This is a genomic window from Desulfosporosinus lacus DSM 15449 (assembly GCF_900129935.1).
Taxonomy (GTDB): domain Bacteria; phylum Bacillota; class Desulfitobacteriia; order Desulfitobacteriales; family Desulfitobacteriaceae; genus Desulfosporosinus; species Desulfosporosinus lacus.
Genome location: NZ_FQXJ01000003.1, coordinates 637,753 through 664,454 on the forward strand (window position 1 = coordinate 637,753; position 26,702 = coordinate 664,454).

19 protein-coding genes are annotated in these 26,702 nt (G+C 40.9%); 15 read left to right on the forward strand and 4 right to left on the reverse strand.

What is annotated here, in order from left to right; translation table 11 throughout:
• Positions 1-309 precede the first annotated feature (309 nt).
• From BUB11_RS03125 to BUB11_RS03145, 5 genes are all read left to right on the forward strand, one after another.
• Entirely contained in the window at positions 310-1,563 is a 1,254-nt protein-coding gene (locus BUB11_RS03125) for a DUF445 domain-containing protein (protein ID WP_073028192.1), read from the forward strand.
• Positions 1,560-2,870 (forward strand): DUF445 domain-containing protein, encoded by a 1,311-nt coding sequence (locus BUB11_RS03130; RefSeq protein WP_073027792.1) that lies wholly within the window; start codon positions 1,560-1,562, stop codon positions 2,868-2,870. Before BUB11_RS03125 ends, BUB11_RS03130 begins: the two co-directional genes overlap by 4 nt.
• 237 nt (positions 2,871-3,107) lie before the next feature.
• Positions 3,108-4,337 carry an ammonium transporter gene (locus tag BUB11_RS03135; protein ID WP_073027793.1) on the forward strand — a complete coding sequence of 410 codons (1,230 nt, stop codon included), beginning with the start codon at positions 3,108-3,110 and terminating at the stop codon, positions 4,335-4,337.
• A 74-nt stretch (positions 4,338-4,411) separates the two neighbouring features.
• Complete coding sequence (locus tag BUB11_RS03140) at positions 4,412-4,750, forward strand: P-II family nitrogen regulator (RefSeq protein WP_073027795.1); 339 nt, start codon at positions 4,412-4,414, stop codon at positions 4,748-4,750.
• 698 nt (positions 4,751-5,448) lie between these two features.
• Positions 5,449-5,757 (forward strand): hypothetical protein, encoded by a 309-nt coding sequence (locus tag BUB11_RS03145; protein ID WP_073027797.1) that lies wholly within the window; start codon positions 5,449-5,451, stop codon positions 5,755-5,757.
• Between the two features lie 160 nt (positions 5,758-5,917).
• Here the strand turns inward: BUB11_RS03145 and gdhA are convergent, their stop codons facing one another.
• Both gdhA and BUB11_RS03155 read right to left on the reverse strand, forming a co-directional pair.
• The gene (gdhA, locus tag BUB11_RS03150; RefSeq protein WP_073027798.1) at positions 5,918-7,255 is read right to left on the reverse strand and encodes an NADP-specific glutamate dehydrogenase; all 1,338 of its coding nucleotides are present in this window, start codon (positions 7,253-7,255) and stop codon (positions 5,918-5,920) included.
• A 152-nt stretch (positions 7,256-7,407) separates the two neighbouring features.
• On the reverse strand, positions 7,408-7,923 hold the full coding sequence (locus BUB11_RS03155) for a hypothetical protein (protein ID WP_242947433.1): 516 nt from the start codon (positions 7,921-7,923) through the stop codon (positions 7,408-7,410).
• A gap of 323 nt (positions 7,924-8,246) precedes the next feature.
• Between BUB11_RS03155 and BUB11_RS03160 the strand changes: the two genes are divergently transcribed.
• Entirely contained in the window at positions 8,247-10,016 is a 1,770-nt protein-coding gene (locus tag BUB11_RS03160) for a two-component system sensor histidine kinase NtrB (RefSeq protein WP_073027802.1), read from the forward strand.
• Here BUB11_RS03160 and BUB11_RS28140 read toward each other — a convergent pair.
• Positions 10,007-10,807: an HD-GYP domain-containing protein gene (locus tag BUB11_RS28140; RefSeq protein ID WP_242947434.1), complete on the reverse strand. Its 801-nt coding sequence runs from the start codon at positions 10,805-10,807 to the stop codon at positions 10,007-10,009. The two genes, BUB11_RS03160 and BUB11_RS28140, sit on opposite strands and share 10 nt — an antisense overlap.
• Before the next feature lie 676 nt (positions 10,808-11,483).
• On the opposite strand from BUB11_RS28140, the gene BUB11_RS03170 reads away from it, so the two are divergent.
• Together BUB11_RS03170 and clpP are read left to right on the forward strand one after the other, a co-directional pair.
• On the forward strand, positions 11,484-15,806 hold the full coding sequence (locus BUB11_RS03170; RefSeq protein ID WP_073027806.1) for a non-ribosomal peptide synthetase: 4,323 nt from the start codon (positions 11,484-11,486) through the stop codon (positions 15,804-15,806).
• Positions 15,807-15,902: 96 nt separating this feature from the next.
• Entirely contained in the window at positions 15,903-16,520 is a 618-nt protein-coding gene (clpP, locus tag BUB11_RS03175; RefSeq protein WP_073027808.1) for an ATP-dependent Clp endopeptidase proteolytic subunit ClpP, read from the forward strand.
• A gap of 191 nt (positions 16,521-16,711) precedes the next feature.
• On the opposite strand, the gene BUB11_RS03180 is transcribed toward clpP, so the two are convergent.
• On the reverse strand, positions 16,712-17,122 hold the full coding sequence (locus BUB11_RS03180) for a putative ABC transporter permease (protein ID WP_073027809.1): 411 nt from the start codon (positions 17,120-17,122) through the stop codon (positions 16,712-16,714).
• Between the two features lie 230 nt (positions 17,123-17,352).
• Between BUB11_RS03180 and galU the strand changes: the two genes are divergently transcribed.
• From galU to BUB11_RS03215, 7 genes are all read left to right on the forward strand, one after another.
• Positions 17,353-18,240 (forward strand): UTP--glucose-1-phosphate uridylyltransferase GalU, encoded by an 888-nt coding sequence (gene galU, locus BUB11_RS03185; RefSeq protein ID WP_073027811.1) that lies wholly within the window; start codon positions 17,353-17,355, stop codon positions 18,238-18,240.
• 255 nt (positions 18,241-18,495) lie between these two features.
• The gene (locus BUB11_RS03190) at positions 18,496-19,245 is read left to right on the forward strand and encodes a hypothetical protein (RefSeq protein WP_073027812.1); all 750 of its coding nucleotides are present in this window, start codon (positions 18,496-18,498) and stop codon (positions 19,243-19,245) included.
• A 518-nt stretch (positions 19,246-19,763) separates the two neighbouring features.
• Positions 19,764-20,402 carry a hypothetical protein gene (locus BUB11_RS03195; RefSeq protein ID WP_073027814.1) on the forward strand — a complete coding sequence of 213 codons (639 nt, stop codon included), beginning with the start codon at positions 19,764-19,766 and terminating at the stop codon, positions 20,400-20,402.
• Between the two features lie 298 nt (positions 20,403-20,700).
• Positions 20,701-21,819 (forward strand): acyltransferase, encoded by a 1,119-nt coding sequence (locus tag BUB11_RS03200; RefSeq protein WP_073027816.1) that lies wholly within the window; start codon positions 20,701-20,703, stop codon positions 21,817-21,819.
• A 141-nt stretch (positions 21,820-21,960) separates the two neighbouring features.
• Positions 21,961-23,835, forward strand: a complete 1,875-nt coding sequence (locus tag BUB11_RS03205; RefSeq protein ID WP_084110134.1) for a polysaccharide biosynthesis protein — start codon at positions 21,961-21,963, stop codon at positions 23,833-23,835.
• A 99-nt stretch (positions 23,836-23,934) separates the two neighbouring features.
• Positions 23,935-25,290 (forward strand): nucleotide sugar dehydrogenase, encoded by a 1,356-nt coding sequence (locus BUB11_RS03210; RefSeq protein WP_073027817.1) that lies wholly within the window; start codon positions 23,935-23,937, stop codon positions 25,288-25,290.
• 160 nt (positions 25,291-25,450) lie between these two features.
• Positions 25,451-26,497 carry a Gfo/Idh/MocA family protein gene (locus BUB11_RS03215; protein WP_073027819.1) on the forward strand — a complete coding sequence of 349 codons (1,047 nt, stop codon included), beginning with the start codon at positions 25,451-25,453 and terminating at the stop codon, positions 26,495-26,497.
• The last annotated feature ends 205 nt before the right edge of the window (positions 26,498-26,702 follow it).

Below are 26,702 nucleotides of genomic sequence, written 5' to 3' on the forward strand. Positions count from 1 at the left end.
AACAATGTAAAGAGACTCAAGCTCTGTTAAAGATTTTTAAAGTGTACCTTATAGAGGAGGCATTTGAAAAAACGTCAATCCTATAGGGTACACTTTATTTGAGCCTGAGTCGTTGATACCAGTCCGTTACGGCATCCGGCCTCTATAGATATGCTCTAATCTCGAACTTTCTGTACGATTGATGGCAGGAAGTAAAATAGATACAAAGGTTATGGATACTGGCATAGGAATAAAAAATAGGCTAGAATAGGTAGGGAGGGGACAAAGAAACCAGAAATTTCCTCATAATGTTTGATGCAGGTGAAAAAAATGACGAAAAGAAATAATACCCAGAGTGCCAACCTAACCTTGGGAGGAATTACCCTAGGTTTTTTAGTGAGCTATCCATTTTATCTACAAGGCAGTTTTCTTGGTGGGCTCATCTCAAGTGGATGCAGTGCAGGAATGATAGGAGGGCTTGCCGATTGGTTTGCGGTAACGGCCCTTTTTCGGCGGCCGCTAGGTATTCGGCCAGGTAAAGTCGTGCGTACTGAGATTATTCCCCAGAACAGAGAACGAATTTTTACAGCTTTAGCAGATATGGTGCAACACGAATTGCTTTCTCAAGACATACTTAGACGTAAACTGTCCGCTTGGGATTTTTCTGGAGTGCTGATTCGAGTCTTTCAGGAGCGGGAAGTTCAGGAAACTGTGAATCTTATGCTTGCCAATCTCGTGCAGGATATCTGGAACCATCGGGAGCCGGAAGTACTCAGGGGACAAATTAAGGAGTTGCTTAAAGAGAACATAAAGGATTTAAAGCTATCTCAAACTCTGGCAGAAGTCATCGAGTTTTCAATAGAACATGGAGATATCGATCGGGTCTTGACGGTTATTTGTCAGGCAATCACTAAATTCGTAGATCAACCTGTCGTTCAGAATACTCTCAAGAATATGATGGAAGCAGCCTTAACAAGGTATGAAGAAAACAATTCCACACGTAAAATGATTGGAAAGTTCCTCCCTTCACCTGCTGAGCTGGCGCATGGCCTGCAAGAAAAGGTCAAAATGATATTACAGGACGGGACCGTCGTACAGTGGCTTAAGGAATCCTTGCTCCAGTTTGTCTTGGAACTCAAAACCAAGACTTCGCTCCAAGAGCGTCTGGATCTCTTGGTTATCAAAGCTTTAGATGGGGGACTGGAAACTTTGGAGGCAAAGAACATAGTTTCAGGTTCCTCAGGGACAAGCTCTGAGAGCTCCTCGCCTGTGACTGAGCACCTGCTCGTAAATTTAAGGGACAATTGGCAGGGGTATCTTGAAAAAATCGAACATAATAAAGATTTGAGGTCGAAAGTCAATGAAGAGGTAAAAAGTATTCTTGAAAAACAGATTATATACCACCACAATGCCATCGGACGCATAGTACGCGAAGGGCTGGATCCTTTGACAGATGACAAGCTGGTTGAGCTGATTGAGGATAAAGCCGGAAATGATCTGCAAATGATTCGAATTAACGGCTCAGTCGTTGGCGGCTTAGCTGGAATGCTGATTTACTTGCTCGGGATGGTGTTGCAGTCATGAATTATCAGAAAAAGGCAAATCTCGTTTTGACCGCAGTTTTTATCCTTTTTATAGGTGCAGCAGTCATAGAACATTTTAATCCTCATAACTTTGGGATCAGGCTAGTGTATTTTGTCCTAGAAGCAGCCTTGGTAGGTGGAATCGCCGATTGGTTTGCTGTAACTGCAATTTTCAAGAAGCCGCTGGGCTGGGGCTTTCACACTGCGCTAATCCCGCGAAACAGGGAAAAGGTCATTGAAGCAGTTGCGTCCATGGTGCAGTCAGAGCTATTACGCGTTGATCTGATTCGACAGAAGATTGAAGGAGTTCCCTTTATTGAGTCCCTTGTTAACTATGTTAAAAAGGAAGGCGGTTCAGTATATCTTACGAACAAATTAACTCCTTACCTTCAGCGTTATATAGAAAGACAATCTCCGGACCAGTTAGCGAAGAAACTTTCTGTGTATCTTCGAGAAAATTCTAAGGCCTGGCTCATAGCACCCAAGGTTGAGGCTGCGAGCGGATGGGCATTGAATCATGGCTATATTGATCAAGGATTAGATCAGTTGGCAGAAGGTTTGTGGGATAAAGCTGCCCAAGGGGAAACAAGGCAAGTTATTCTCCGATACCTTGAGGAGATAAAGCAAGAAAAGGTAAGCAACGGAGGGTCTATATTCCGTACTCTACTAGGTTTTGTAGAGATGTCAGATGGATTAAACCTTGCTGAAGCAGCTGATGCCTTGCAAGTTGAGTTACTTCTAACTTTGCGCAAATTGAAAGATCAAAACAATCCTTTGCGCGTAACTTTGAGGGACAATCTAATGGTTGAAATAGTGGCATTGGCTCAAGATCCAGAGTTTGAAGTCCAGATAGAGCGCTGGAAAGATGATCTTTTGACAGATCATTTGTTTGAGGACTTTTTAGAAATTGTCATAGGGACGGCCATCAACACTGCAACTTCTCCGTCACTAACCTCCGAGCCAAATGCCCTGCATCGCATGTTACACTTCTATCTAGAAAAATATTGGGTTAACATTCAGGAAAATAAAGCACTTAGGGATAAGGTGAATTCGTTCATCGTGGATACATTATGTCGCGTAATCAAAAATGAACATGACATGATTGGACAGATGGTGAGGGAGACGCTGGCAGCGTACACGGATCAGGACCTCAATCAGTTTGTACAGGATAAAGCGGGTAACGACTTACAATGGATTCGGATCAATGGCTCGATGATCGGTGGAATTGTGGGACTCATCTTGTTTTTATTCTTGGAGTTTGTCTATAACCCTCTCATCATGTCAGTTTTAATGAACTATGTCCGCTGAACCGCTTAAAGAAAATCACGTATACAAGATTCATGAAAAGAAAGTATTGTAATTGGTTTGGCCTTTATGCTAGAATACCTAACATAAGGTTGTGCACAACCGAAACCCTATAGGTTAATACATTTAGGCAAAGCAAAGACGCTTTGGGATACTCGCAAGAGTACTCAAAGCGCCTTTTTGTTTTACTAGGCTTATGGCTTGGCATTAGCCAAGTTTTCGAAGTAAGGAGGAATAATTATGGATACGGGAGATACAGCCTTTATTTTAGTTTCGTCAGCTATGGTTCTTCTGATGACACCTGGTTTAGCACTTTTCTATGGTGGTATGGTTCGTAAAAAGAATGTTCTTGGTACATTTATGCATAGTTGGATTGCCATTGGCCTCATCTCATTGCAATGGATTTTAATTGGATTTACTCTAGCTTTTGGAACGGATCAACACGGTTTAATTGGTGGCTTAGACTGGCTGGGTTTAAATGGAGTCGGGATGGATCCCAATGCGGATTATGCCGCCACTATCCCCGCTATTGTTTTTATGGCTTTTCAAATGATGTTTGCAGTAATTACTCCCGCATTAATTAGCGGTGCTATTGCAGAACGGATGCGCTTTCCTGCATTTATACTCTTCATGCTGTTATGGGCAACGTTTGTCTATGATCCCGTGGCCCATTGGGTCTGGGGTATCGGCGGTTTCTTAAGGAATATGGGAGCGTTAGACTTTGCGGGAGGAAATGTGGTTCATATTAGTTCCGGTTACTCCGCTTTAGTTGCAGCCCTGATACTTGGAAAGCGCAAAGGACTCGGCAAAGAATCAATGGCACCTCATCATTTGCCAATGACCGTTTTAGGTGCAGGGCTCCTGTGGTTTGGCTGGTTTGGTTTTAATGCAGGGAGCGCCTTGGGTGCTAATGGTTTAGCGGGAATGGTTTTTGTTAATACAAATACTGCCGCTGCTGCGGCTGCCATTGCCTGGGCATTTGTGGAACGCATCCATCGAGGGAAAACCACGATGCTTGGCGTAGCCAGCGGTGCGATCAGCGGGTTAGTAGCCATCACCCCTGCTTGCGGATTTGTGACCCCACTCTCCTCCATAGTTATCGGTTTAGTAGGTGGATTAGTTTGTTATATCGCAATCAGCGTAATGAAAGCGAAATTCGGATATGATGATGCTTTAGATGCCTTCGGATGCCATGGCATTGGAGGAACTTGGGGAGCACTGGCTACAGGAATTTTTGCTACCAAGACCATTAATTCAGCTGGTGCAGATGGATTGCTCTATGGAAATATGTCCCAATTTGGTATTCAGGCCACGAGTGTTTTAGTTACCGTGGTGTTTGCTGTAGTAGCAACGTTCGTCATATTAAAAGTAATAGGCTTGTTCACCAAATTGCGCGTCAGTGAAGAACAGGAAGCAAATGGTTTGGATTTGTCGCTACATGGAGAAACCGCATATTCAGAGTTTATCTAATGGGGTAAGTCAGTTACATCCATAGTCGCTTGATAAAAAACAAGCAAACTAAATTATAGATGGAGGATTTAATTATGAAGAAAATTGAGGCGATTATTCGACCTGGAAAGTTAGACAATGTAAAAGATGCTTTAGGTTCACATGGGGTTAATGGATTGACAGTGACCCAAGTGATCGGGTGTGGAAAACAAAAAGGAAATACTCAGGTTTATAGAGGTGTTGAGTATACCATTCATCTTATTCCAAAGGTGAAGATCGAGGTTGTGGTTGTTGACAGTGATGTTGATAAGGTCATCGAGGTCATTACCCAAGTAGCACGGACTGGGGAGATTGGCGACGGAAAGATCTTTGTATCTTCAGTGGATAATGTTTATACAATAAGAACAGGAGCCAGTGGAGAACAAGCATTATAACTAAACAAGAAGGGGATACTATCAACACTCAAAGGTATGATCATCAAAAGAACATCAATAAAGAATCAAAGACATAAGATCGTTCTCTAAATAAGGGGACGGTCTTTTTTTCTATTGTGATAAGTAATTAACAATAGTAGGAGTTATTGATTATGAAATACAAGTAAATAAATGAAAAATAACCAATATATGTAAACAAAACAGAGGGATCTTCGTATAATGTAGAAAGAACGAAAGGGGGATTTTAAATGGCATTCGGAGCTGACGGAGCTGGCGGCGTTGGCGCTGGTATTGCAGTGGTAGTTGTTATTATTTTGCTCCTCATCGCGATGGGAATTGTATTCTAAGGAGCCCACTGTTTAAGTAATTCACCTAATATAGGAGGTATAATAATATGTACGGTTATGGTGGAGGTTGTCGTGTTGCTCCCGCTGTTGGTACCGGAGTAGGAGTTGGAATCATCACGATTGCGATTTTAATTCTAATAGCTTTGGGAGTTATCTTCTAAGGTTCATCTGAAACGGGGCTTCCTATCACTAGGGAGCCCATTATCGTTAAATCTCTTTAATGAACTTGTTCAACAAAAGTTGAACATCGAAACTTTGGTGGGGGACTTTACCCCCACCGAAGCAGAACCGGGAGTACCACTCGAAGTGGGAGTCTCATGATTTAGATCAAGTCAAGGAGGTGAAGGTAGAGTGTCAATTAGAGGACTTAATCTTTTTAATAACCCAAATACCCCAAATCTTATGCAAAGCTTGGGACAAAACCCATTTCCTATGAGGGGTCTTGAACGTTTTATGCAGAAAAGGGGAATGAATTATCCGCCATTTCCCCAGGGAGGAAATATTCCAGGTTCCAATTTCAGAGGACCAGACCTCCAAGGACCGAATTCACAAGGTGAAGCTGGGCGTTTGTCAGATACTTTGAAGGTACAAGAACCGACGGAGAAACGTGGAGGAATTAAGGAATTTCTTAGCCGCTTTAGCCGTAACCGAAACAAATAGTTAATCAAAGGACAATAAGTTTCTTTCTACGGGCATTTTACCTGATAAGTGTAGATTAGGGAAAAGAGCTAAGTGTAAAAATAGACAAGGCACCTTGGTAACTTTGCCAAGGTGCCTTGTCTCTATCAAACGTATAAACTTAGTTCATTACCAGTCAAGCTTAATAAGCAATTCCTTGAGCATACATCGCAGTAGCAACCTTAATAAAGCCGGCGATGTTCGCACCTACAACGAGATTATCTTCTTGGCCATATTCCTTAGCAGCTTCGCTGGCATTTTTGTAAATGTTAATCATAATGTCTTTAAGTTTCGCATCGACTTCTTCAAAACTCCAGGAATATCTCATACTGTTTTGGGACATTTCGAGAGCGGAAGTCGCAACCCCGCCAGCGTTAGCCGCTTTTGCCGGGCCAAAAACTACTTTTTTATCAATGAAAAGATTAACCGCCTCTGGAGTAGAAGGCATATTAGCGCCTTCGCCGACAGCATAGCATCCATTAGCTACCAGAGTTTGGGCAGCTTGTCCGTCTAATTCGTTTTGAGTAGCACATGGAAGAGCAATATCGCATTTAACACTCCAGATATCAGCACATCCATCCTTGTAAGTTGCAGTTGGATGAGATTCTACATATTTGCTGATTCTGAGTCGATCAACTTCTTTGATTTGCTTAACAGTGTCCAGGTTAATTCCTGCTGGGTCAAAGATATAACCATTGGAATCACTCATCGCAACAACTTTTCCACCTAATTGTTGGACTTTTTCTGCGGCATAAATAGAAACATTTCCTGATCCGGAAATGGTAACAGTCGCACCCTTAAAGGATTTGCCTTTTGCATTAAGAGCTTCTTCCATGAAATAGCAAAGGCCATAACCGGTAGCCTCAGTACGTGCTAAGCTCCCGCCGTAGGCTAATCCTTTACCGGTAAGAATACCGGTAAACTCGTTGCGGATTCTTTTATACATACCATACATGTAGCCGATTTCACGACCACCTACACCAATATCTCCTGCAGGAACATCTGTGTCGGCACCAATATGTTTAGATAACTCACACATAAAGCTTTGGCAGAATCTCATGATTTCTCCGTCTGATTTACCTTTTGGATCGAAATCACATCCACCTTTAGCTCCACCAATAGGAAGGCTTGTGAGTGAATTTTTAAAGATTTGTTCAAATCCCAGGAATTTAATAATTCCTAGATTAACGGATGGATGAAATCTTAAACCGCCTTTATAAGGACCGATGGCACTATTAAATTGTACTCGGAATCCACGATTTACTTGAACTCTTCCACTATCATCAACCCAGGAGACTCTGAACATGATTTGTCTCTCTGGTTCAACAATCCGGCTGAATATTCCAGAATTTACCCATTCAGGATGCTTCTCAGCAACTGGATCGATAGATTCTAGGACCTCTCTTACAGCCTGGTGAAACTCGGTTTCGTTCGGGTTTTTCTTCACAACTTGTTCCATTACGTTTCCCAAAATTTTCATCTTTAAATTACCCCTTTGTAATTAATAGATTTTAATTCGCCTTTTATATTACAACGAATCTTGTCCAATTATAAGTATCTTTTCGAATGAATTCATTATACATTGTCAAGGCCATCTTTCAGGGGGACATTTCTGGAAATATCCCCCTGATTTTAGCTGTTTTGTGCAAGTAGAAGCTGAATTCCGGTTGCCAAAGTAAACAGGTTAAAGGCTATTTCTGTGGCGATCAACAAACGGGGCGTAATATCGGTCGGCAAGATATCGCCTAAGTCAGCAGTAGCAATCGTCGTAATGCTCAAATATAAAAATGAAAGAAATTGAATTCCTAAGTTATCTCCCACATTCCCTGTAAAACTGGAAGGGAAAAATCTATAGAGGAGTAGATACTCTGACCCGAAAAGAAAGATAATTGCGAGAATCCCCCCACCGATGGGAAAGAGTAAATGGTTGTAGGGAGCTTTGGATTCTTTTATGACTTCAGATATTGCTAAGGAAACTGAGACCGTCGCACCGATAGCATACCCGACGAGCGAAAATTTAAAGAGGGTTCCTCCAAATTGTTTAACTAGATTATCTTTGCTCGAGAAAAGGCTTAAAAAAAGAGCCCCAGCAGTCCCGAAAAGAGCAGGCGATAGTAATTCCCAGTAGCCAAGAGAAAACTTGGGCACTGAAGGAAGAAGAGGTAAACAGGCTGTAGAACAACTATGCTTGTTTGGAAGTGAAGGTTTATACCCCCGTAAGTTGTTAGGCGCTAGTGGATAAGGGCTAAAATAGGGAGGATAAGGGGGAGATTTTGTCTTGGATTGCACGTCTGATTCGCCGCCTTTCCCAAAGTTATATTCCATCATATTCCACGCGTCGGAATTGGGTTAAAGTGGAATAAGAGTCGATGGGTATTTTTTGAGAAAAAGAAGGATTATTGGTAATTAAAAAGGAATATATATAAGTTTCATCGTATGAGTTTAAGCATAATTTTGGACAGGAGTGGACAATGGAAACTATCAAAACAAATAATAAATTTATTATAAAAGAGACTCAGAAGGAATTCTTTAAGAATAAATTGTTTTCAAATTACTTTCGCCTGAGAATTTTATCAATGGTCTTGCTTGTATTAGATTTGCTCTTTCTTTTTACGGATTACCGTAATTATCAACAGGGTCTTTGGAGCAGTACTCCTGGGTATGAATGGCTTTTCTACTCTCATGTTGTATTTGGCCTTGGAATGACAGTAATCACAATATTATATTGGAAAATTAGCCTGCAGTCAGTGGAGGATGTAAGATGGGTTCATAATGTATATGAGATTTGTTTTGCGGTCTTTTGCTTAGTCATGGCTGCAGTTATTACCGGCTGGGTGGACCAAAGGATTCATGGACAATTGACAGTTTACATTATGGTTTGCCTAATAATAGCTGTCTTTTTTAGTTTAAGTCCGATGGAGAGCTTCTGGGCTTATTTTTTGTCCTACATTATTGTTATTCTGGGAATAGCGCGAAATCAGCCGGATTCTCTAATACTAAATGGACATTACATTAATACTTTTATGCTGATATTTGTCTCTTGGGTTTTATCGTTAACTCTCTATAATTCTAAAGTCCGAGATTTTTTGCATCAAAATAGCCTTGAGCGTCTAGTAAAAGAACGCACGAAGGAACTGGAAGAAATTAATCATCAGCTCATGCGAGAAGTAGGTGAACGCAAACAAATAGAAAAAAAGATCTTTCGGTTGGCATCTATTGTCGAGTCAACAGAAGATGGCATTATAGGGATGACTTTAGAAGGTATCGTCATTGATTGGAACAGAGGGGCAGAGTGTATTTACGGATACTCGGAGGAAGAGATGGTGGGCTTGTCAGTTAGAAAGTTGTTCCCTGTGGACAAGCAGTTTGAGCTGGATGATATTATGTTAACCATCTCCCAAGGGATGTCTGTCTCACATTATGAGACTACTCGTCAAAGAAAAGATGGACGGATTATTGAAGTTTATCTGACTGTATCTCCGATTAAGAATCACAATGAAACGATTATTGGAGCATCAACCATTGTCAGGGATGTTACTGCTCAAAAGAAGATAGAGAAAGAAATGACACGGATGGATCAGATGAATTTGGTCGGTGAAATGGCGGCAAGTATCGGTCACGAGGTGAGAAACCCGATGACAACCGTTAGAGGATTTCTACAGTTACTCGGTGAAAATACTAATTCTGCTAAATACAGCGGCTATATTCCGCTCATGATTAGCGAACTTGATCGCGCAAATCATATTATTACGGAATTCCTCTCTATAAGCCGGACTAAGGTAACTGAGGCTGCCAGACATAATCTGAATGATATTATTAATAGCATCCTACCTCTTGTTCAGGTAGATGCTATTCGGAGTGACAAGTGCGTAACGACTCAACTTGATGTAGTTCCCGATCTGATTTTAGATGATAAAGAAATGCGTCAGATGATTCTTAATTTGGCCCGAAATGGATTTGAAGCGATGTCTAAAGGCGGTTGCCTAACCATAAGAACACACTTTGAGGACGAAAAAGTAATTCTAGTCATTCAAGATGAAGGGACGGGTATTAAACCAGAAATAATAGATCGGCTAGGCACTCCTTTTCTTACGACTAAAGAGACTGGTACGGGGTTAGGATTGGCAGTCTGTTACGGAATTGTTGCACGGCATAATGCAACAATTTCGATCGAATCCAGCCCTATGGGATCAACATTCTTCGTTAAGTTCAAAGTTCCTTTATCTATCAGCTATGCATAGTTAAAGGACTCAATAAAAGCTTGAACAATAGAAGGATCGAATTGGGAACCCTTTCCTATCGCTAATTCTTCTAATGCATAGTCGATGGTTCGGCTTGGCCGATAGGAACGATGAGAGGTTATGGCATCTACAGCATCGGCAATCGTAATAATTCTAGCTAAAAAGGGTATTTCCTCTCCCTTCAATCCATCCGGATAGCCTGTTCCGTCAAAATGTTCATGATGATGGCGAATAAGAGGGAGGAAATTACGAGCAAAACTGAGTGTAGAACAAATGTTTTCTCCCATTTCAGGATGCGAGCGCATGATTTCCCATTCTTCCTCGTTAAGTTTACCGGATTTATTTAAGATTGCATCGGGTATTCCAATTTTTCCAATATCATGTAATTGTGCTGCTCGCCAAACGGTTTGTTGGTCATTGAGTGAAAGTCCAAGGGTCTGTGCCAACTGGAGGGCATAGTTTGCAACACGCTCGGAATGTCCACGCGTATAAGTATCCTTAGATTCCAAGGCCGAAGCCAAGGTGAAAATTACATTTTGAGATTCGTCTAAGGCCTGTAGAGACTCTTCAAGACGGTTGTTGATCTCGATGAGGTCGTTATTGTAGTCTTCGACCTCTTTGTTTTTTTGCTGGATCGTTTTTTGACTAATAAAGTCTTGAATTTTCATGTTATATATAGTAAAAGATAGAAACCATGCGAAAATGATCAGAATTGTGCCATTGATATAATTACCCTTAAGAACGTCTAAATCCGATTGCAAGAACGTAATTCCAATCATAAATAAAATCATGGAAGAAGCAAATACAGTTATACTGATTATCGGTTTTAGGTAGTTGTTGGTTGCAATTAAAATAGAACCAAGAATAAAGACAGTGATTTGATTGTGAAGGAGCTGATCGTTTATGGAGATACAGGAACTGAAAAGGATAATGAAAGCGGAAAAAAAGGTCCCCAACAAAGAATGCCAACGAGTCAGTACTTGGTCCTCTGACTTTAGTCTATTGAACCATGACAATAGGAGGAAAATTGATAGTATAAGGCCTAAGAATACATGAAGGTAAAATAAGGTCAAATACCCAGATGGGGTATACCAATACCATAGCCCTTCCTGATAATTCTTTATATCAAAAATAATAAATAAAATATTAAGAAGGGAAAGAACCAGTGCAAGATTGCGCGAGCGTAAAAAATTTAAACGTACTATTTCATTAAAAAATTCTTGTTCATATTTATCAGGGAGTTTTAGGAATGGAGAAGGCATTGGCGAAAAAAGCCACCTTTCAAATATGGTTAGATAAAACATATTATTATTTCGACATAATCAATCACATTCCTTCAAGAACTTACCGATAGTTTTAAAAATTGGTTACTATTTGGTAACCTTATCAGCCAAATAATTAAATTTTTCTCATTTCAGCTTGATAAAGGGATGGAGAAAATATTAGTGATTATTAGGAGGATGGAAGATGAATAATCCAATACTTTACCCTCTGACCTTCCCGCAACAATCCATATGGGACATAGAAACATTTTATGGAAATACAAGCCATGCTAATTTAGCAGTTGGTGTGATAATCCGAGAAGATATAAATATGGACGTTCTTGAGAAAGCGGTTAATTTAATTATCCAAATGCATGAAGCTATTCGTTTGAGATTCATTATGGTTGAGGGAGAACCTCGCCAATTTATATCCGAGTTCCGGGAATACCAGATCGAACGACTGAATTTTAGTCATTCAAACGGATTAAAAGAGTTTGAGTACTGGAAGGATCATCAAACACGGGTTCCCTTTAAGCTTTTAGACATTGATTTATTTTATATTGCCTGTGTTAGACTAAGAAACTCTAAAGTAGCATTGTATTTTAAATTCCACCATCTTATTTCGGATGCGTGGAGTCTGACGATGATTATCAAAGAAGTACTTAACGTCTATAGTCATTTAATAAACTATAAAACCTTTAAGATAGAACAAAAACCTTCTTACTTAAGTTATATTTTAGAAGAGATTAGTTATAGTGATTCCCCTAAATATATGGAACGTAAAGTTTTTTGGCAACAATTGTTTGAGACAATTCCTGAGCCTACTTTGTTAAATGTAAAAAATCGAGGAAAGAGGAATAGTCAAGCTAAAAGAAAAACCATGATGTTATCCCGTGATCTCTGTGAAGACGTTAAAGTCTTTTCACTAAAACATAATGTTTCTGGTTTTATATTTTTCTTTGCCATTTTTTCCTTATGCATATCAAAAGTAACATCTAAACGGGACCTTGTGATTGGGACTCCAGTACTTAATAGGGCAAACTATCAACAGAGGAATACGGCTGGAATGTTTATAAGCAATATACCTTTTCCTATAACCCTTGATCGAGAATGGGACTTCTTAACATTTCTTGACCATACTGCTAAGGTATGGAAGCGATTGTTAAAAAACCAACGCTATCCATATAAAGAGATTCTGAAAGACATTCGGGCAAAGTACGGTTTTTCAGGGACTTTAAACGATATCGCTTTTTCGTATCAAGTTTCTAAATTAGATGTAGAAAACATGGACCTAGAAACTTTTTGGAGTTTTAATGGACATGAAATTAACACGCTGTCTCTTAGCATAAGTGACTGGAAAGATGATGGAATGTTGAGGCTCGATTATGATTATTCAGTTGAAGCTTTAAGTGATGAAGAAGTTGAAGAAATTCATCGTTACCTTATAAATCTTTTGAAAGACGCAATTTCAGAGCCTTCCAAAACCTTGTCCCAAATCTCTCTGTTGACGACACAAGATAAATACAAACTTGTCCATGAACTTAACCTTACAAAGCTAGATTATCCAAAAGGAAAATTAGTTCATCAGTTGTTTGAAGAACAGGTGATGAAAACACCAGAGCATATTGCGTTAATTGTTAATGATAACAGGCTTACATATCGAGAATTAAATGAACGTGCCAATCAACTAGCCAGGACCTTAAGGCAAAAAGGTGTAACTCCAAATAGTGTTGTTGGGCTTATGCTTAATCGTTCCCCCGAACTGATGATCGGTATACTATCAGTACTCAAAGCAGGAGGCACCTATCTGCCCATTGACCCCCAATATCCGGTTGCGAGAATTGAGGGCCTGTTGCATAATAGCCAGACACATATGTTGCTGACGAACCCTGCCAGTATTGAAGAAAGAGAAGTTGTAGGGAAATTGGAAAAAGCCGTAGCTTTAGAGCAAATCGATCTTAATGATTCATCATTATACTCAGGGTTAGCCTCGGATCTGGACAATGTTAATAGGCCAAATGATTTAGCCTATGTAATTTATACGTCTGGATCAACGGGTGCTCCCAAGGGAGTAATGATTGAACATCGATCAGTTAATAATCTTATTCATGCTCTATGGAAATTTTTTTACTTCTCAGAAAAGAAGGCAATTGTTTCCTTGACCACAGTAGCTTTTGATATCTTTGTTATGGAGACTCTGGTACCGCTATCCTATGGGATATGTGTGGTTATGGCTAATGAAGCTGAACAGAAAATTCCCAATCTCTTGTTCGATCTTGTCAAGAAGAACAATATTGAGATGCTCCAGGCTACACCCTCAAAAATCCAATCCTTGTTAAAAGACCCCCAATGTTCTGCAGGTTTCACACCCTTAATGGATATTTTCGTCGGGGGAGAACCGCTTTCTGAAGTAGTGCTCAATAATTTACAGAAAGTTGCCCCAGCCGCAAGAATTTACAATATGTATGGGCCTACTGAAACGACTGTGTGGTGTATGTATAAAGAGGTAACTCAAGATGAACACGTAACTATAGGAAGGCCTATTGCCAATACTCAGATTTATATTCTTAATAGTACCAGGGAGCTTGTACCCATGGGAGTAACAGGGGAGCTTTATGTTGGAGGAGAAGGGCTTGCTCGAGGATATCTCTATCGTCCAGATCTTACCCAAGAAAGATTTATTCCCGATCCTTTTCATGAAGGGAAAATTATGTACAGAACCGGAGATCTTGGACGTTGGACTGCTGAAGGGGAGATTGAATATTTAGGTCGAAATGATGATCAGGTCAAAGTCCGAGGTTTTCGCATCGAGTTAGGGGAAATTGAGAAATGTTTAATTAAACATGAACAAGTTCAAGAAGCTGTTGTTATAACTCGTGAGGATGGGAATAAGAAGAATTATCTTTGCGCTTATTTAGTCGGAAATAAGGTCTGCTCTACCTTGGAATTGAGAGGATATTTAGGGCAACGCTTACCAGAATATATGATTCCTGCAAAATTTGTGTGGCTTGACGCGATCCCCCTGACTCCCAACTCCAAGGTAGATAAAAAGAGTCTGCCTGATCCGATATCGAGAGCAGAGTTGGAGGATACAATACTGATACCTCCGAGAAATCCAGTAGAAGAAGAATTGGTTAGACTATGGTCCAAAGTATTAGGAGTTGGAGAGGTCGGCATTGATGATAACTTTTTTCTTCTTGGGGGAGATTCTCTGGCGATTATCGAGATACTCACAGAGATTTGGTTTAGAAAATGGGATTTAAATGCGCAGGACTTTTATGATTATCCTACGATTCGGCAACTTTCGGATAAGGTAAGGGGAGAAATTGAAGAAAGCAGAATTATTAAGTTAGAGGAAGAATTTCCACAGCCAGATGCGGATTATGATCAACCTTTACAAAGCTTGATGCCTGTTTTGATGGAGAACGTACTCTTAACGGGAGCAACTGGTTTTTTAGGGATGCATCTGCTTTGGGAACTCTTGAATAATACTTCAAGCACTATATACTGTTTAGCTCGCGGGAGTGAAACGGAGAGACGGTTTCGACGCCTATTTAATAGGTACTTCTCGGTATCAGCGAAGTGTGACTATACCAGAATAAAAATTATCAAAGGTGACATTTCCCAAAAACTTCTTGGCCTAACTTCTGAAGACTATACGGAGTTAGGCAAGAATGTTTCAACTGTGGTTCATGCAGCGGGGCTGGTTAAACATTATGGAGATTATTCTGATTTTGAGAAAGTAAATGTCCAGGGAACACAGGAGGTAATTGATTTTTGCTTAACCTTCGGCACGCCTTTGAACCATGTATCCACTCTAAGTATTGCTGGGAATCAATTAACGGGTGAATTTGAGAACGGGTGTTTTAGTGAAACTAAACTGTATATAGGTCAAAATTATCGTGATAATTTATATATTAGAAGTAAGTTTGAGGCAGAGGTGAATATTTTTAAAGCAACCTCATTGGGACTTCAAGCTGCTATCTTTAGAGTAGGAGTATTGACCGGCAGATATTCAGATGGTCAATTCCAAGAAAATATTCACGAAAATGCTTTTTATCAGAAGCTAAAATCGATACTGGAGATTAGAGCGATTCCAAGTGATAAACTGCATCAGGAACTGGAATTTACCCCAGTAGATTCATGCGCTCAAGGCATTATTAATAGCATTAAGACAAATACACGAGCTGGTCGAGTATTTCACATGTTTAACCATAAGAAAATCGAGATGACAAAACTAATCGATATCCTTCATACACAGGATATCAGAATTAAGCCTTTAGATATGAAATCGTTTTACGAATTAATTGAATACTATGTAGAGTCGTTGCCTTCGCTCAGTGGATTTGTTTTGGACCTGACTGAGGAGCGCGATATTGACCCTGAGCGTAAAGTTGAGATCGAGAGTAATGTTACTCAAGCCTATTTAAATGAAACCGGGTTTGAGTGGCCAGATATTACTGAGGATTATCTGAAGAAAATTCTGGATTATATGATACAGGTAGGTTTTTTACAACAAATCATTTGACCTTAACTGACCTTTGTACTAAAATAAAGTTAATCGGCAAGAATATAATGAGTTAAGTACAGTATCCTTAATAAAAGTGAATAGGGGGAATTGTAAATGGGTTATCTCGTCCCAATGGTAGTAGAACAAACAAATCGTGGGGAACGTTCCTACGATATATACTCTCGTCTTTTGAAAGATCGTATTATCTTCCTCGGGGGTGGCATTGATGATGATGTCTCCAATCTTGTCGTAGCACAAATGCTTTTCCTCGAAGCAGAAGATCCTGAAAAAGATATTAATCTGTATATTAACAGTCCCGGTGGTTCGATCACTGCAGGAATGGCCATTTATGATACCATGCAATATATTCGCTCAGATGTACGTACGATTTGTATCGGAATGGCAGCGAGTATGGGGGCATTCCTTTTAGCGAGCGGTGCTAAGGGAAAACGAGTAGCTTTGCCTAACGCTGAAGTCTTAATTCATCAGCCGTTAATTGGTGGGCATGGACTTTCCGGACAAGCGACGGAAATTGAAATTCATGCTAAACAATTGCTCAGAACTAAAGCAAAGATGAATAGAATTCTTGCTGAGAGAACGGGGCAACCCATTGAGAAAGTTGAAAGAGACACAGAGCGCGATTATTATATGACGGCGGAGGAAGCCAAAGAATATGGGCTTGTTGACCAAGTTCTGGAAAAACTGGAAACTCCTGTAGAAAAAGAAAAGTAAGATAAGTCAAAGAGTAACAACTTTGAGAACGCAAGGACGATCTATCGCTCTTGCGTTCTTAGTTGTAACCTTAAAACAATTCTTTGGCACGCATTTATAATAGTTTAGTCAGACTAATTAATCTGACTAGGGAAAAAAGTCTCATCAACAGTGCTGCGGAAGCGATATTGAGATCCGTCTTTATATCGTCTTTATATTTTGAAGGGTAATTTATCCATAAAATCATGGAGATATTCGAACCCTAATCCGAAAAGAAACCATTCGGGTGCCATTCGGAGGGTAATGTACCCGTTAATATTTAACGAGTCATTATATTGCCAAGGGCAACTTCTTAAGATTAAAGCCAAGATCGAACCGCTGGAATATTCTATCGTCCAGATTACGGCAAGATAAATTAACCCCCTAATCCACCAGGAATGAGAGCGCAGAGAGGTGTGTAAGGGTTCTAGAAATACCGAGAGTCCATATATGGGGATCATTATTAAGAAGGTGAACCCTTGCATGCTTAAGTCCCCTTTGAGAAGGGAAGCTAAACCCGTATATATGACCTCAACGACGAGGCCAATAATTCCGTAGATAAAGAAGCGTTTAAGTTTTTCCATTTTCTTAGTATGGTAAGATAATTTTAGAGCATTCCAAAGAATCCAGGAATGTTTTGGAAAATAACGATGAAAAAGCTCATCGTATGTATTATTTTACAAATATGTAAAAAGTAGAAGGTAATTAATGACTGCTCGTCGAAACCCTCTTAGTGAAAGAATGTGTGATTTATATAGTCCCTAAGAAATCTTAATTGAGCGCACAAAGTCTTATAACAAAGGAGAGCGTTAGCATGCGTAGAATACGTAAAGCAGTGATACCGGCAGCCGGGCTGGGAACTCGTTTTTTACCAGCAACAAAGGCCCAACCAAAAGAAATGTTGCCGATTGTGGATAAACCAACTATTCAATACATAGTAGAAGAGGCTATCCAATCTGGAATAGAGGATATTGTTATTGTGACAGGTCGGAATAAACGGGCCATTGAAGACCACTTTGATCGTTCGATGGAACTTGAAGCTTTCTTGGAAAAGAATGCTAAAGACGAACTTCTAGATTTGGTTCAGGATATTGCTCAGATGGCGGATATTTATTATGTTCGGCAAAAAGAAGCCTTAGGTTTGGGACATGCAATTTACAGTGCCCGGAAATTCATTGGTAACGAACCGTTTGCGGTCCTTTTAGGGGATGATGTCATTTATTCAGAAGTGCCTGCTTTGAAGCAAATGATCAATCACTATCAGCGCTATGGGGCAAGTATAGTAGGAGTTCAAGAGGTTCCACTCGAGGATACTCTTAAATATGGGATCGTGGATGGGGAGAAGTTTGCTGATCGACTTTATCGGGCCAAGAATATGGTAGAGAAACCGCGTCCGGAGGAGGCTCCGGAAACTCACTTAGCTATCATGGGTCGATATATCTTAAACCCTGAAATATTTGGTATCTTGGAGGGTCTGCCAGCTGGCAGGGGTGGAGAAATACAGCTTACAGATGGAATTAAGGAACTGGGGCGCTATCAGGAAATACTCGCTTATGAATTTGAAGGTCGTCGGTATGATGTCGGAGATAAGCTAGGTTTTGTGGAAGCAACGATCGACTATGCCCTGCGCAGAGGAGATCTTTCGGAAGACCTATTTGACTATCTTCGAGAGTTAGTTCGAAGGGAAGACGAGAACAGATAATATTTTAAACCCTCACCGCGTTGGTGGGGGTTTTATATTTTACAGAGGTTCCTTACCTTTAAATTACCGACTTTTTTTGGACAATGCTGCTTGATTATCGCGAATTATATGGACTGCTTGAAGGCTTTTGACAGTTCGTGAACATAGAGAACAGAAAATGAACCAGACTCTACAGCAAAAACGACACCCTTCTCTCCCAAAAATTGGTAAAATGCTCTCGTAGTATAAAAAAAGTCTAAAGGAGGGAAGAGACTAATGATACCATTAGACAAAAAGAGGATAGTAACCTTAGCCGGAACGTTAGTTCTTGCGGGTGCTGTTGTTGCAGCAGGGGTGTATGGCCCAAGTGTCTGGAAGGTTTTTAGGCAACAAAGTGCTATTACTGACCAGGTGGTTATTCAAACACCAGCCGTTGACGGCAATAACAGTATTAACGGCAGTAATGGCACGATGTTGCCTGAAGGGACTGCTCCACCTGCAGTAAAAGGAGGAGCGGAAACAACGCCCACTGCAGCACCCACGACCATTAATGCACCTCCACAAAGTGATTCGGGATCAAAAAATAAGTACAGGGAACCGGACACTAAGCTGATAGACTTGGCGCCGTCTGTCACTGCATTCTTCGGAGAGGCTGCATTAAGCAATGATGCAAAAACATTAGCCTTTGGCTCCGCATGGAATATCCACCAATATGTAGATGGTTATCTCTATGGGCCAGCAGCGGGTCCCCAGATGAACGAAGAAGACATTAAGAAGTACATCGTATTCCATAAAACATTGCTGGACAAGCAGTATAAAAATGAAGCGAATGCTTCTAAAGCTTCAGCCTTTACGAGTTACCTGGATGTGCTGTTAAACAGTGGGATCGATTCGTTTGATTCGAAGGATAAAACCAGGATCGAACAGTTCCACCAAGGAATTCACGATCTCGATGCTCATCTTATGCGCAATGACGCAAGTTCAAAAATCTACGGAGCGACGCCATTTGCAACCAAACGGACATAATTTAGGTATTAACTGAGGCAATGAACATAAGAATGAAATGAAGCTTAGCTGTAGCATTATAGGCGGTAACTAACTGCACTAAATTGTATTCAAGGTGCACAATGGCGCCCTTGTAGTTAATAATGAGGTTTTTGTAGATAAGACTAAGAAGTACAATGTTTTGATGAGCATTATAAGACTCTCGGATTTTTTATATATATTGATCCATCAAATTGGTTATTTTATGGATTGACAATCTGCTAAAGCGGAGGGAGACCGGCCTATCGAAAAGAATAAATTGAGAATATTATTCCGTTGAAAATTGAATCGGCAATTGGATTAGTGGAGAATGACCTTGTGTTTACAAGGTTAGAAGCTGATCAAGATTGTTTTAAAATTAAATAAATGATAAATAACTCAAGGCCGTCTATAATGGACAGGCCTTGTATTTTTTATTAAATATAGAAAATAAATGTCTAACATCCCCTTTCTTTGGTCAATATAGTAATAAAAACCATTTGAAGGAGATATTGGTCTTTATGCGTAAGATGAATTATTTGTTTGGAGCGCTGGCGTTAGGACTTGGTGTACTGGTCGGGACACTAGGTGTGTCTTTACTCACGAATTCGAGTTCCCCAACTTCATTTATCTCCAAGTTGCGTGGCCAAGATAAGATACAGACAGTTTCGGGTACCGTGAATGACCCGATTCAGACCCCGCCGCTAGACCCTGCAACAGCCGGCATGTCTGAAAGTGATCTTCACTCCCTTTCTAATAAGGATTCACTCATGGCGCAACAAGTTATCACAGACTATAAGCAGAACATCGGAATTTTTTTCGGAGCCTGGAAATCAACAGATATGGCTAGCTTTCGTCTCAAACTAGCTAAAGCGTATACGGGGGATTTATTTGAAAAACATGCGCGGCGGGCAGAAGAGTATTTGGTACAAGGTATAGGCTTAGATGTGAGTCAAATAGTCTTCGACCAAGTTGATGTGGAAAGTGTCTCTGAAAACGCTGCCACCCTGCGAGTGGATTATCGTTATACAGCAAGGGATTACAATTTAACTGATGGAACTGCAGTCGGGGAAGAGCATGAACAGATTGTTCAAGTTCGTGTCAATCTTGTTAAACAAAATTCGCGTTGGGTAATCACGGGAGAGAGTACAATACAGTAATTGGTTAAAAAGGGCTACAGTCTAAATATAAAACATACCCTATAGAGTAGACAATTAATAAAGGCTACTCTATAGGGTATGTTTATTTATAATAGAATAAATTGATACTCTTGGTGTATTGTCGGGTGGGATACGACGCTTGGCGCTTGCCGAGTTTTTTTATGCAGAAAATTAAGGTGTATGATAAACTAGTGCTCAGTTAAACTTATGGCGCACTTCAAGTGAACTCGTCCGTTGAATTCCATATAGAAAATCGTTGCGCTCGGAGAACCCACCAATCAGAGAAGGGAATATCAACATGATTCGAAGCAGAACAAGTAATGTCAAACCCGATATAATTGAGGAAATTGGGTATTTAAGAGGATTTGGGGTTTTAGCAGTAATCGCTATTCATACAACAGGCTACTTTACAGAAGTTAAACAGTTCAATTCCTTGGTTCTGGTGAATTTATGGGTAGATATTTTTTCTCAATTCGCAGTGCCGCTGTTTATCTTGATATCGGGGGTTGTGTTAGCTAAGAACTATCGTGAGTCATTCGCATTAAAGGAGTTCTACAGAAAAAGAGTACGCTCGATTATTCCCCAATACTTGTTGTTTTCTATCTTATATACAGCATTTAACAATTGGGACATCATGAAAAATAGCGCGTTGGATACTAACTTCGCACTTTTACTAAATAGTATTTGGCTTGCAGATGCTTCATATCATCTATGGTTTTTTTCGATCATCATTCAATTTTACATCCTCTATCCCCTGATCATAAGAATTTACTCGTTATTCAAACAGAGAAATAGAGCAGAACTGTTGTTGGTTCTAATGTTAATGATACAGACCTTTTTTATGGCTGGCCTACATACCTCATATTTATCAGGTACAAAAATTAACTTTATGGGCTTTCTTTTTTACTTTTGCTTAGGGATTTATACCTGGGATCATTTTGACTCCTTTAAGAGGAAATTCACGTTGCCAAAGTCCTTTTTATTCATCATGTCCATTGCCCTAACTTTAGGAACCAGTTTTTTTATAATTATCGGTTTAACGACAGGCTATAGATATGACTCCATTCCAGCCTACTTCTTCATAGGTCCGGAGCTCATATATCCTGTTCTGAGAGTCATCTCCTTTTTATTTCTCTTTAATGTGTCTATGAGCTTTCTTGGGAAAAGGAGAAGTATCCTTGCTAAAGTTATTAAAAGAATCGGAGATTATTCATTTGGAATCTATCTAATCCATATCTTTTTTAACCAATCCGCTATCAAAATTCTCAAGAACTATCAGATAGATTTTGATAGTTGGACTTTTTATCCAATAGTATTTGCTGTCACGATTATTTTAAGTTATTTAAGTATTAGGCTGGTTAGTTTCCTTCCTTTTAGTTACTATTTAGTAGGATCTCAGAGCAGAAATAGATCGTAAATTAAGATCTTTAAAGGGATTTTTTGAGTTGCCTTGAACAGAGGCTGCCGATTGTTCATAGTTGTAAAACCAAGTGAGTTGTAGTAAACTTTAGAACGATAAAGTTTAATGTTGAGGTGTAGCGAGAAAGGGTTGAGCAACGTGTTATTCCGCAAACGTACGTTGATTTTAATGCTGATTGATGCTTTGTTAATCAACTTGGCAGCTTTCGGCAGTTTTTATTTGCGCTTTGAAGAAGGCATACCTTTAGATTATTACCAAACCTATTATCACACAGCCATTGGCGGGACTATTTTATATCTTGTGGTCTTCTATGTCTTTGGGCTGTATAACCGGCTTTGGCAGTACGCAAGCACAGGGGAGTTACTCTCAATTGTCTATGCTGTTTCCGTTGGAACGGGCGGAACTGTCGCGGCGGTTTATTTTTATGGTCTCTCTAATGCTGACACTCTCTCTTATGTTAGAATGCCGCATACTGCTGCGGTGCTTCTTTGGTTGGCAATGGTCTTTTTGATTGGAGGTTCGCGGTTTATTTGGCGGATCTTACAGGAAAATACCTTGGATCGTCATGTCCCAGGCTCGCAGAAACAAGTACTTATTGTTGGGGCAGGAGATGCCGGAGTATTAGCTGCACGAGAATTAAAAAACCGTAATTATCGGGATGGTCGCCCAGTTGGTTTTATCGATGATAATCATTCAAAACAGAAGTTGCAGTTACTTGGAATCCCAGTCTTAGGCACGAGGATCGATATTGCCCGTATTGTAAAAGGACATAACGTGGATGAAGTTATCATTGCCATGCCATCGGCTTCAGGCGAATCCGTTCGCGAAATTGTGCAAATATGCGAAGAATCCGGGGTCATTTTAAAAATAATGCCGGGTGTCTATGACATTATTAGCGGAGACATAAATGTTAACCCAATTCGACAAGTTCAGGTGGAGGACTTGCTTGGTCGTGACCCGGTTTCCGTTGATCTGGAGGAAGTAGCAGGTTATGTTGCAGGAGAAACGGTGTTTATTACAGGAGCCGGTGGATCAATCGGCTCGGAAATCTGTCGTCAGATTGCCAGGTTTAATCCAGGGAAGCTGGTTCTGCTTGGACACGGGGAGAACAGTATTTTTGACATCGAACAAGAATTGCGTGTCGAACACCCGGGAATCGACTACATAACCGAGATCTTGGATATCAAAGACCGAGAAAAGGTTTTCTTAATCTTTAATAGATATAAGCCGGGGGTTGTCTTCCATGCTGCAGCCCATAAACATGTCCCTTTGATGGAAAGAAACCCCGAAGAAGCTCTAAAGAATAATGTTGTTGGGACACAGAATTTAGCTGAAGCGGCCGATCAAGTAAAAGTAAAGACCTTTGTTTCAATTTCTACAGACAAGGCAGTTAATCCAACAAGTGTTATGGGAGCTACTAAGCGTACCGCGGAAATGCTTATCCAAAGCTTGGATCTTCGTTCTCAAACGAAGTTTGTAGCCGTTCGGTTTGGCAATGTTTTAGGAAGCCGTGGCAGTGTGATTCCTACCTTTAAACGGCAAATTGCTCAAGGCGGCCCAGTTACGGTTACTCATCCGGATATGGTTCGCTACTTTATGACAATTCCTGAAGCGGCCCAGTTAGTTATCCAAGCAGGTGCCATGGGACGCGGCGGTGAGATCTTCATCTTAGATATGGGGAAACCAGTTAAGATTGTGGATTTAGCCAAAGACCTAATCAGGCTTTCGGGTTTCCAACCCGATGTTGATATTAAGATCCAATTCACAGGGATTCGGCCGGGTGAAAAGCTCTTCGAAGAATTATTGACGGCTGAAGAAGGAGTCACATCGACTAAACACAGTAGAATCTTCGTTGCAAAACCGAATGGAATTGACGTAAAACTCCTGGAAGAGTTAACCCATGTCATTCGAGAACGAGGCAGCTTTTTAACCAGAGATGAAGTTATTGAATTGTTGCAGACCGTGATCCCCTCTTTCCGTAAGAAGGTGGAAAAAGTTGTAGTTAATCACTGAACTAAGTCTAGCTAAAGCCAGACTTGAGACAAAACAGAAAAGTGAAACTCCCACTTCAGAAGTGGGAGTCTTAGAATGGATTAAGGAGAGATTTATAAGATGTTAACCGTACAGAATGTAATTACTGACGAAGATGTGGTTGCCAAAGCTCTCAAAGAAAAAGTCGAAAAGCATGAAGCAAGAATTGGAGTTATCGGTTTAGGATATGTAGGACTCCCCTTAGCTGTAGAAAAAGGGAAAGTCGGATTTCCCGTGACAGGTTTTGACATCAACCCGGCACGTGTTGACCGCGTCAATGCAGCGGACAACTATATTGGGGATGTCAAAGATGAAGATCTCAAGGATGTTGTGCAGAGCGGGTTGTTGATCGCAACCACAGATTTCTCGCGCTTAGCGGAATGCGATGTCATAATCATTTGTGTACCCACTCCCTTAACGATCACCCGTGATCCGGATATTTCCTACATGCAGGCATCGACAGAAGAGATCAGAAAATATCTTCGTCCGGGACAGATAATCACCTTAGAGAGCACGACCTATCCAGGCACAACAGAGCAAGTCATTCTGCCTTTATTAGAAAAGACAGGACTCAAAGTGGGTCGCGACTTTTTCCTCGCCTTCTCACCGGAGCGCGTCGATCCAGGCAACAAACGCTTCAGTACGAAAAACACCTCTAAAGTGGTGGGAGGGATGACTCCCACATGCTTAGAGATTGCTTATTCACTCTATACCCAAACCATATCCAATGTCGTTCCCGTATCCTCACCAGCGGCTGCTGAGTTGACCAAAGTCTTTGAAAATACTTACAGAGCGGTAAACATTGCTATGGTGAACGAACTAATGATGCTCTGTGACCGCATGGGAATCGATATATGGGAAGTCGTTGAAGCCGCGGGAACAAAACCATTCGGAATTCAAACCTTTTACCCCGGTCCGGGAGTAGGCGGTCACTGTATCCCTATTGATCCCTTCTACCTCACCTGGAAAGCTCGTGAGTATGATTTCCATACCCGCTTCATTGAACTTGCCGGTGAGATCAATGTAGAAGTTTCATATTATGTTATCAACAAAGTCGTGCGTGCCTTAAATAGTGTCAACAAGAGCTTGAAAGATGCTAAGATCTTTGTACTTGGGGTAGCCTATAAAAAGGATATTGATGACATGCGCGAATCTCCAGCTTTGAAAATCATCGAACTCCTGCGTAAGCAAGGAGCAAGTATCACCTACCATGACCCCTATATTCCGGTTATTGAGCCACACGGTGGAAGTATGCTTCACTTGGAGAGTGTCCCACTGACGGATGAAGTTTTAGCTAATTCGGACGCTGTCTTAATCCTAACCGATCATACGGCAGTAGATTATGAGAGAGTTGTTGACAAGGCTAAACTCGTAGTGGATACCCGTAATGCCACAAAAAATGTCCTCAGCAATCGTGAGAAGATTGCCAAAATCTAGACTCTGAAATATGGCGATTGAGGTATAGAAACCCACGCTTTAAGGGGAATCATCAGATTCCCCTTAAAGCTGTACAGTACAGCAAAGAACAGCATATTCTTAAAATTAAGAAGTGGGAGTCTCGGAACTGATAAATCAAGGAAAGAGTGGTTGTATTTATATGAACGGAGAAAACAAAATTCGGTTTGCAATTATAGGGTGTGGGCGAATTGCCCCAAAACATGCAGAATCTATAGTTTCCCTTCCTGAGGCAGACCTAGTCGCCGTATGTGATATAGTGCCGGAGTTGGCCCAAGCCTTTGCCGATAAATATGGGGCAGAGCCCTATACCGATTATATGGAAATGCTGAAAAGGACAGACATTGATGTCGTTACGATCGCAACTTCCAGTGGAATACATGCCGAAATCGGAATTGCTGCAGCTGAAGCCGGCAAACATATACTTGTAGAAAAGCCAATGGCCATGACCTTGAAAACAGCGGATGCAATGATTGCGGCTTGCCGAAAAGCGGGTGTAAAATTAGGTGTCATTCATCAAAACCGTTTTAATGACTCAGTGAAACTCCTTCGCGGGGCATTAGAAGATGGACGTTTTGGTAAATTGACTCATGGACAGGCTACAGTGCGTTGGAATCGGAATGATAACTATTATACTCAAGCACCTTGGCGCGGGACAAAACTCCATGACGGCGGGGTACTCATGAATCAGTCGATACATAACATTGACCTCCTGCAGTGGACCTTTGGGCCTGTGGAGTCAGTTTTTGGATATACAGAAACCTTTATGCGCAAAATTGAAATGGAAGATATGGGAGCAGCCGTTATCAAATTTAAAAGCGGTGCCATCGGAATCATTGAGGCGGCCTCTACTATTTACCCTACGAACATTGAAGAGACCTTAAACGTTTTCGGTGAAACGGGATCCGTCATTGTTGGCGGAATCGCAGTTAACCGCATCGAAGTATGGGAGTTCCCAGACAGCGCAGAGGAAAAAGTAAAGATCTTCGCCAGCCAAGTAGGGGACCCTCCAAACGTTTACGGCTTCGGCCACCGAGAAATCATCTCAGATATGATTCAAGCGATTCGAGAAGACAGAGTACCGGCCATTCCGGGAGAAGAGGGACGCAAGGCATTAGAGATTATTCTGGCGATTTATAAGTGCCAGGAGACGAAGGAGCCGATCGTGTTTCCGTTAGAGGAGAGTTGATTTACAGCCGCTTCGCCCCCACGCTCGCAGACCAAACTAAAGGCAAACCTGCTAATGCAAGCGGGCGGGGTTCCGCCAAATTCGACATCCGTGTCTCAGTTGGCGCGGGATCCGTCCTTGGATCCCGCCCCGCTGATGAAAGGCAGGTTGGCCTAAGTTTGGTGGGCTGCTCACGTAGAGGGCTCACTTGCTGTAAATCAACTCT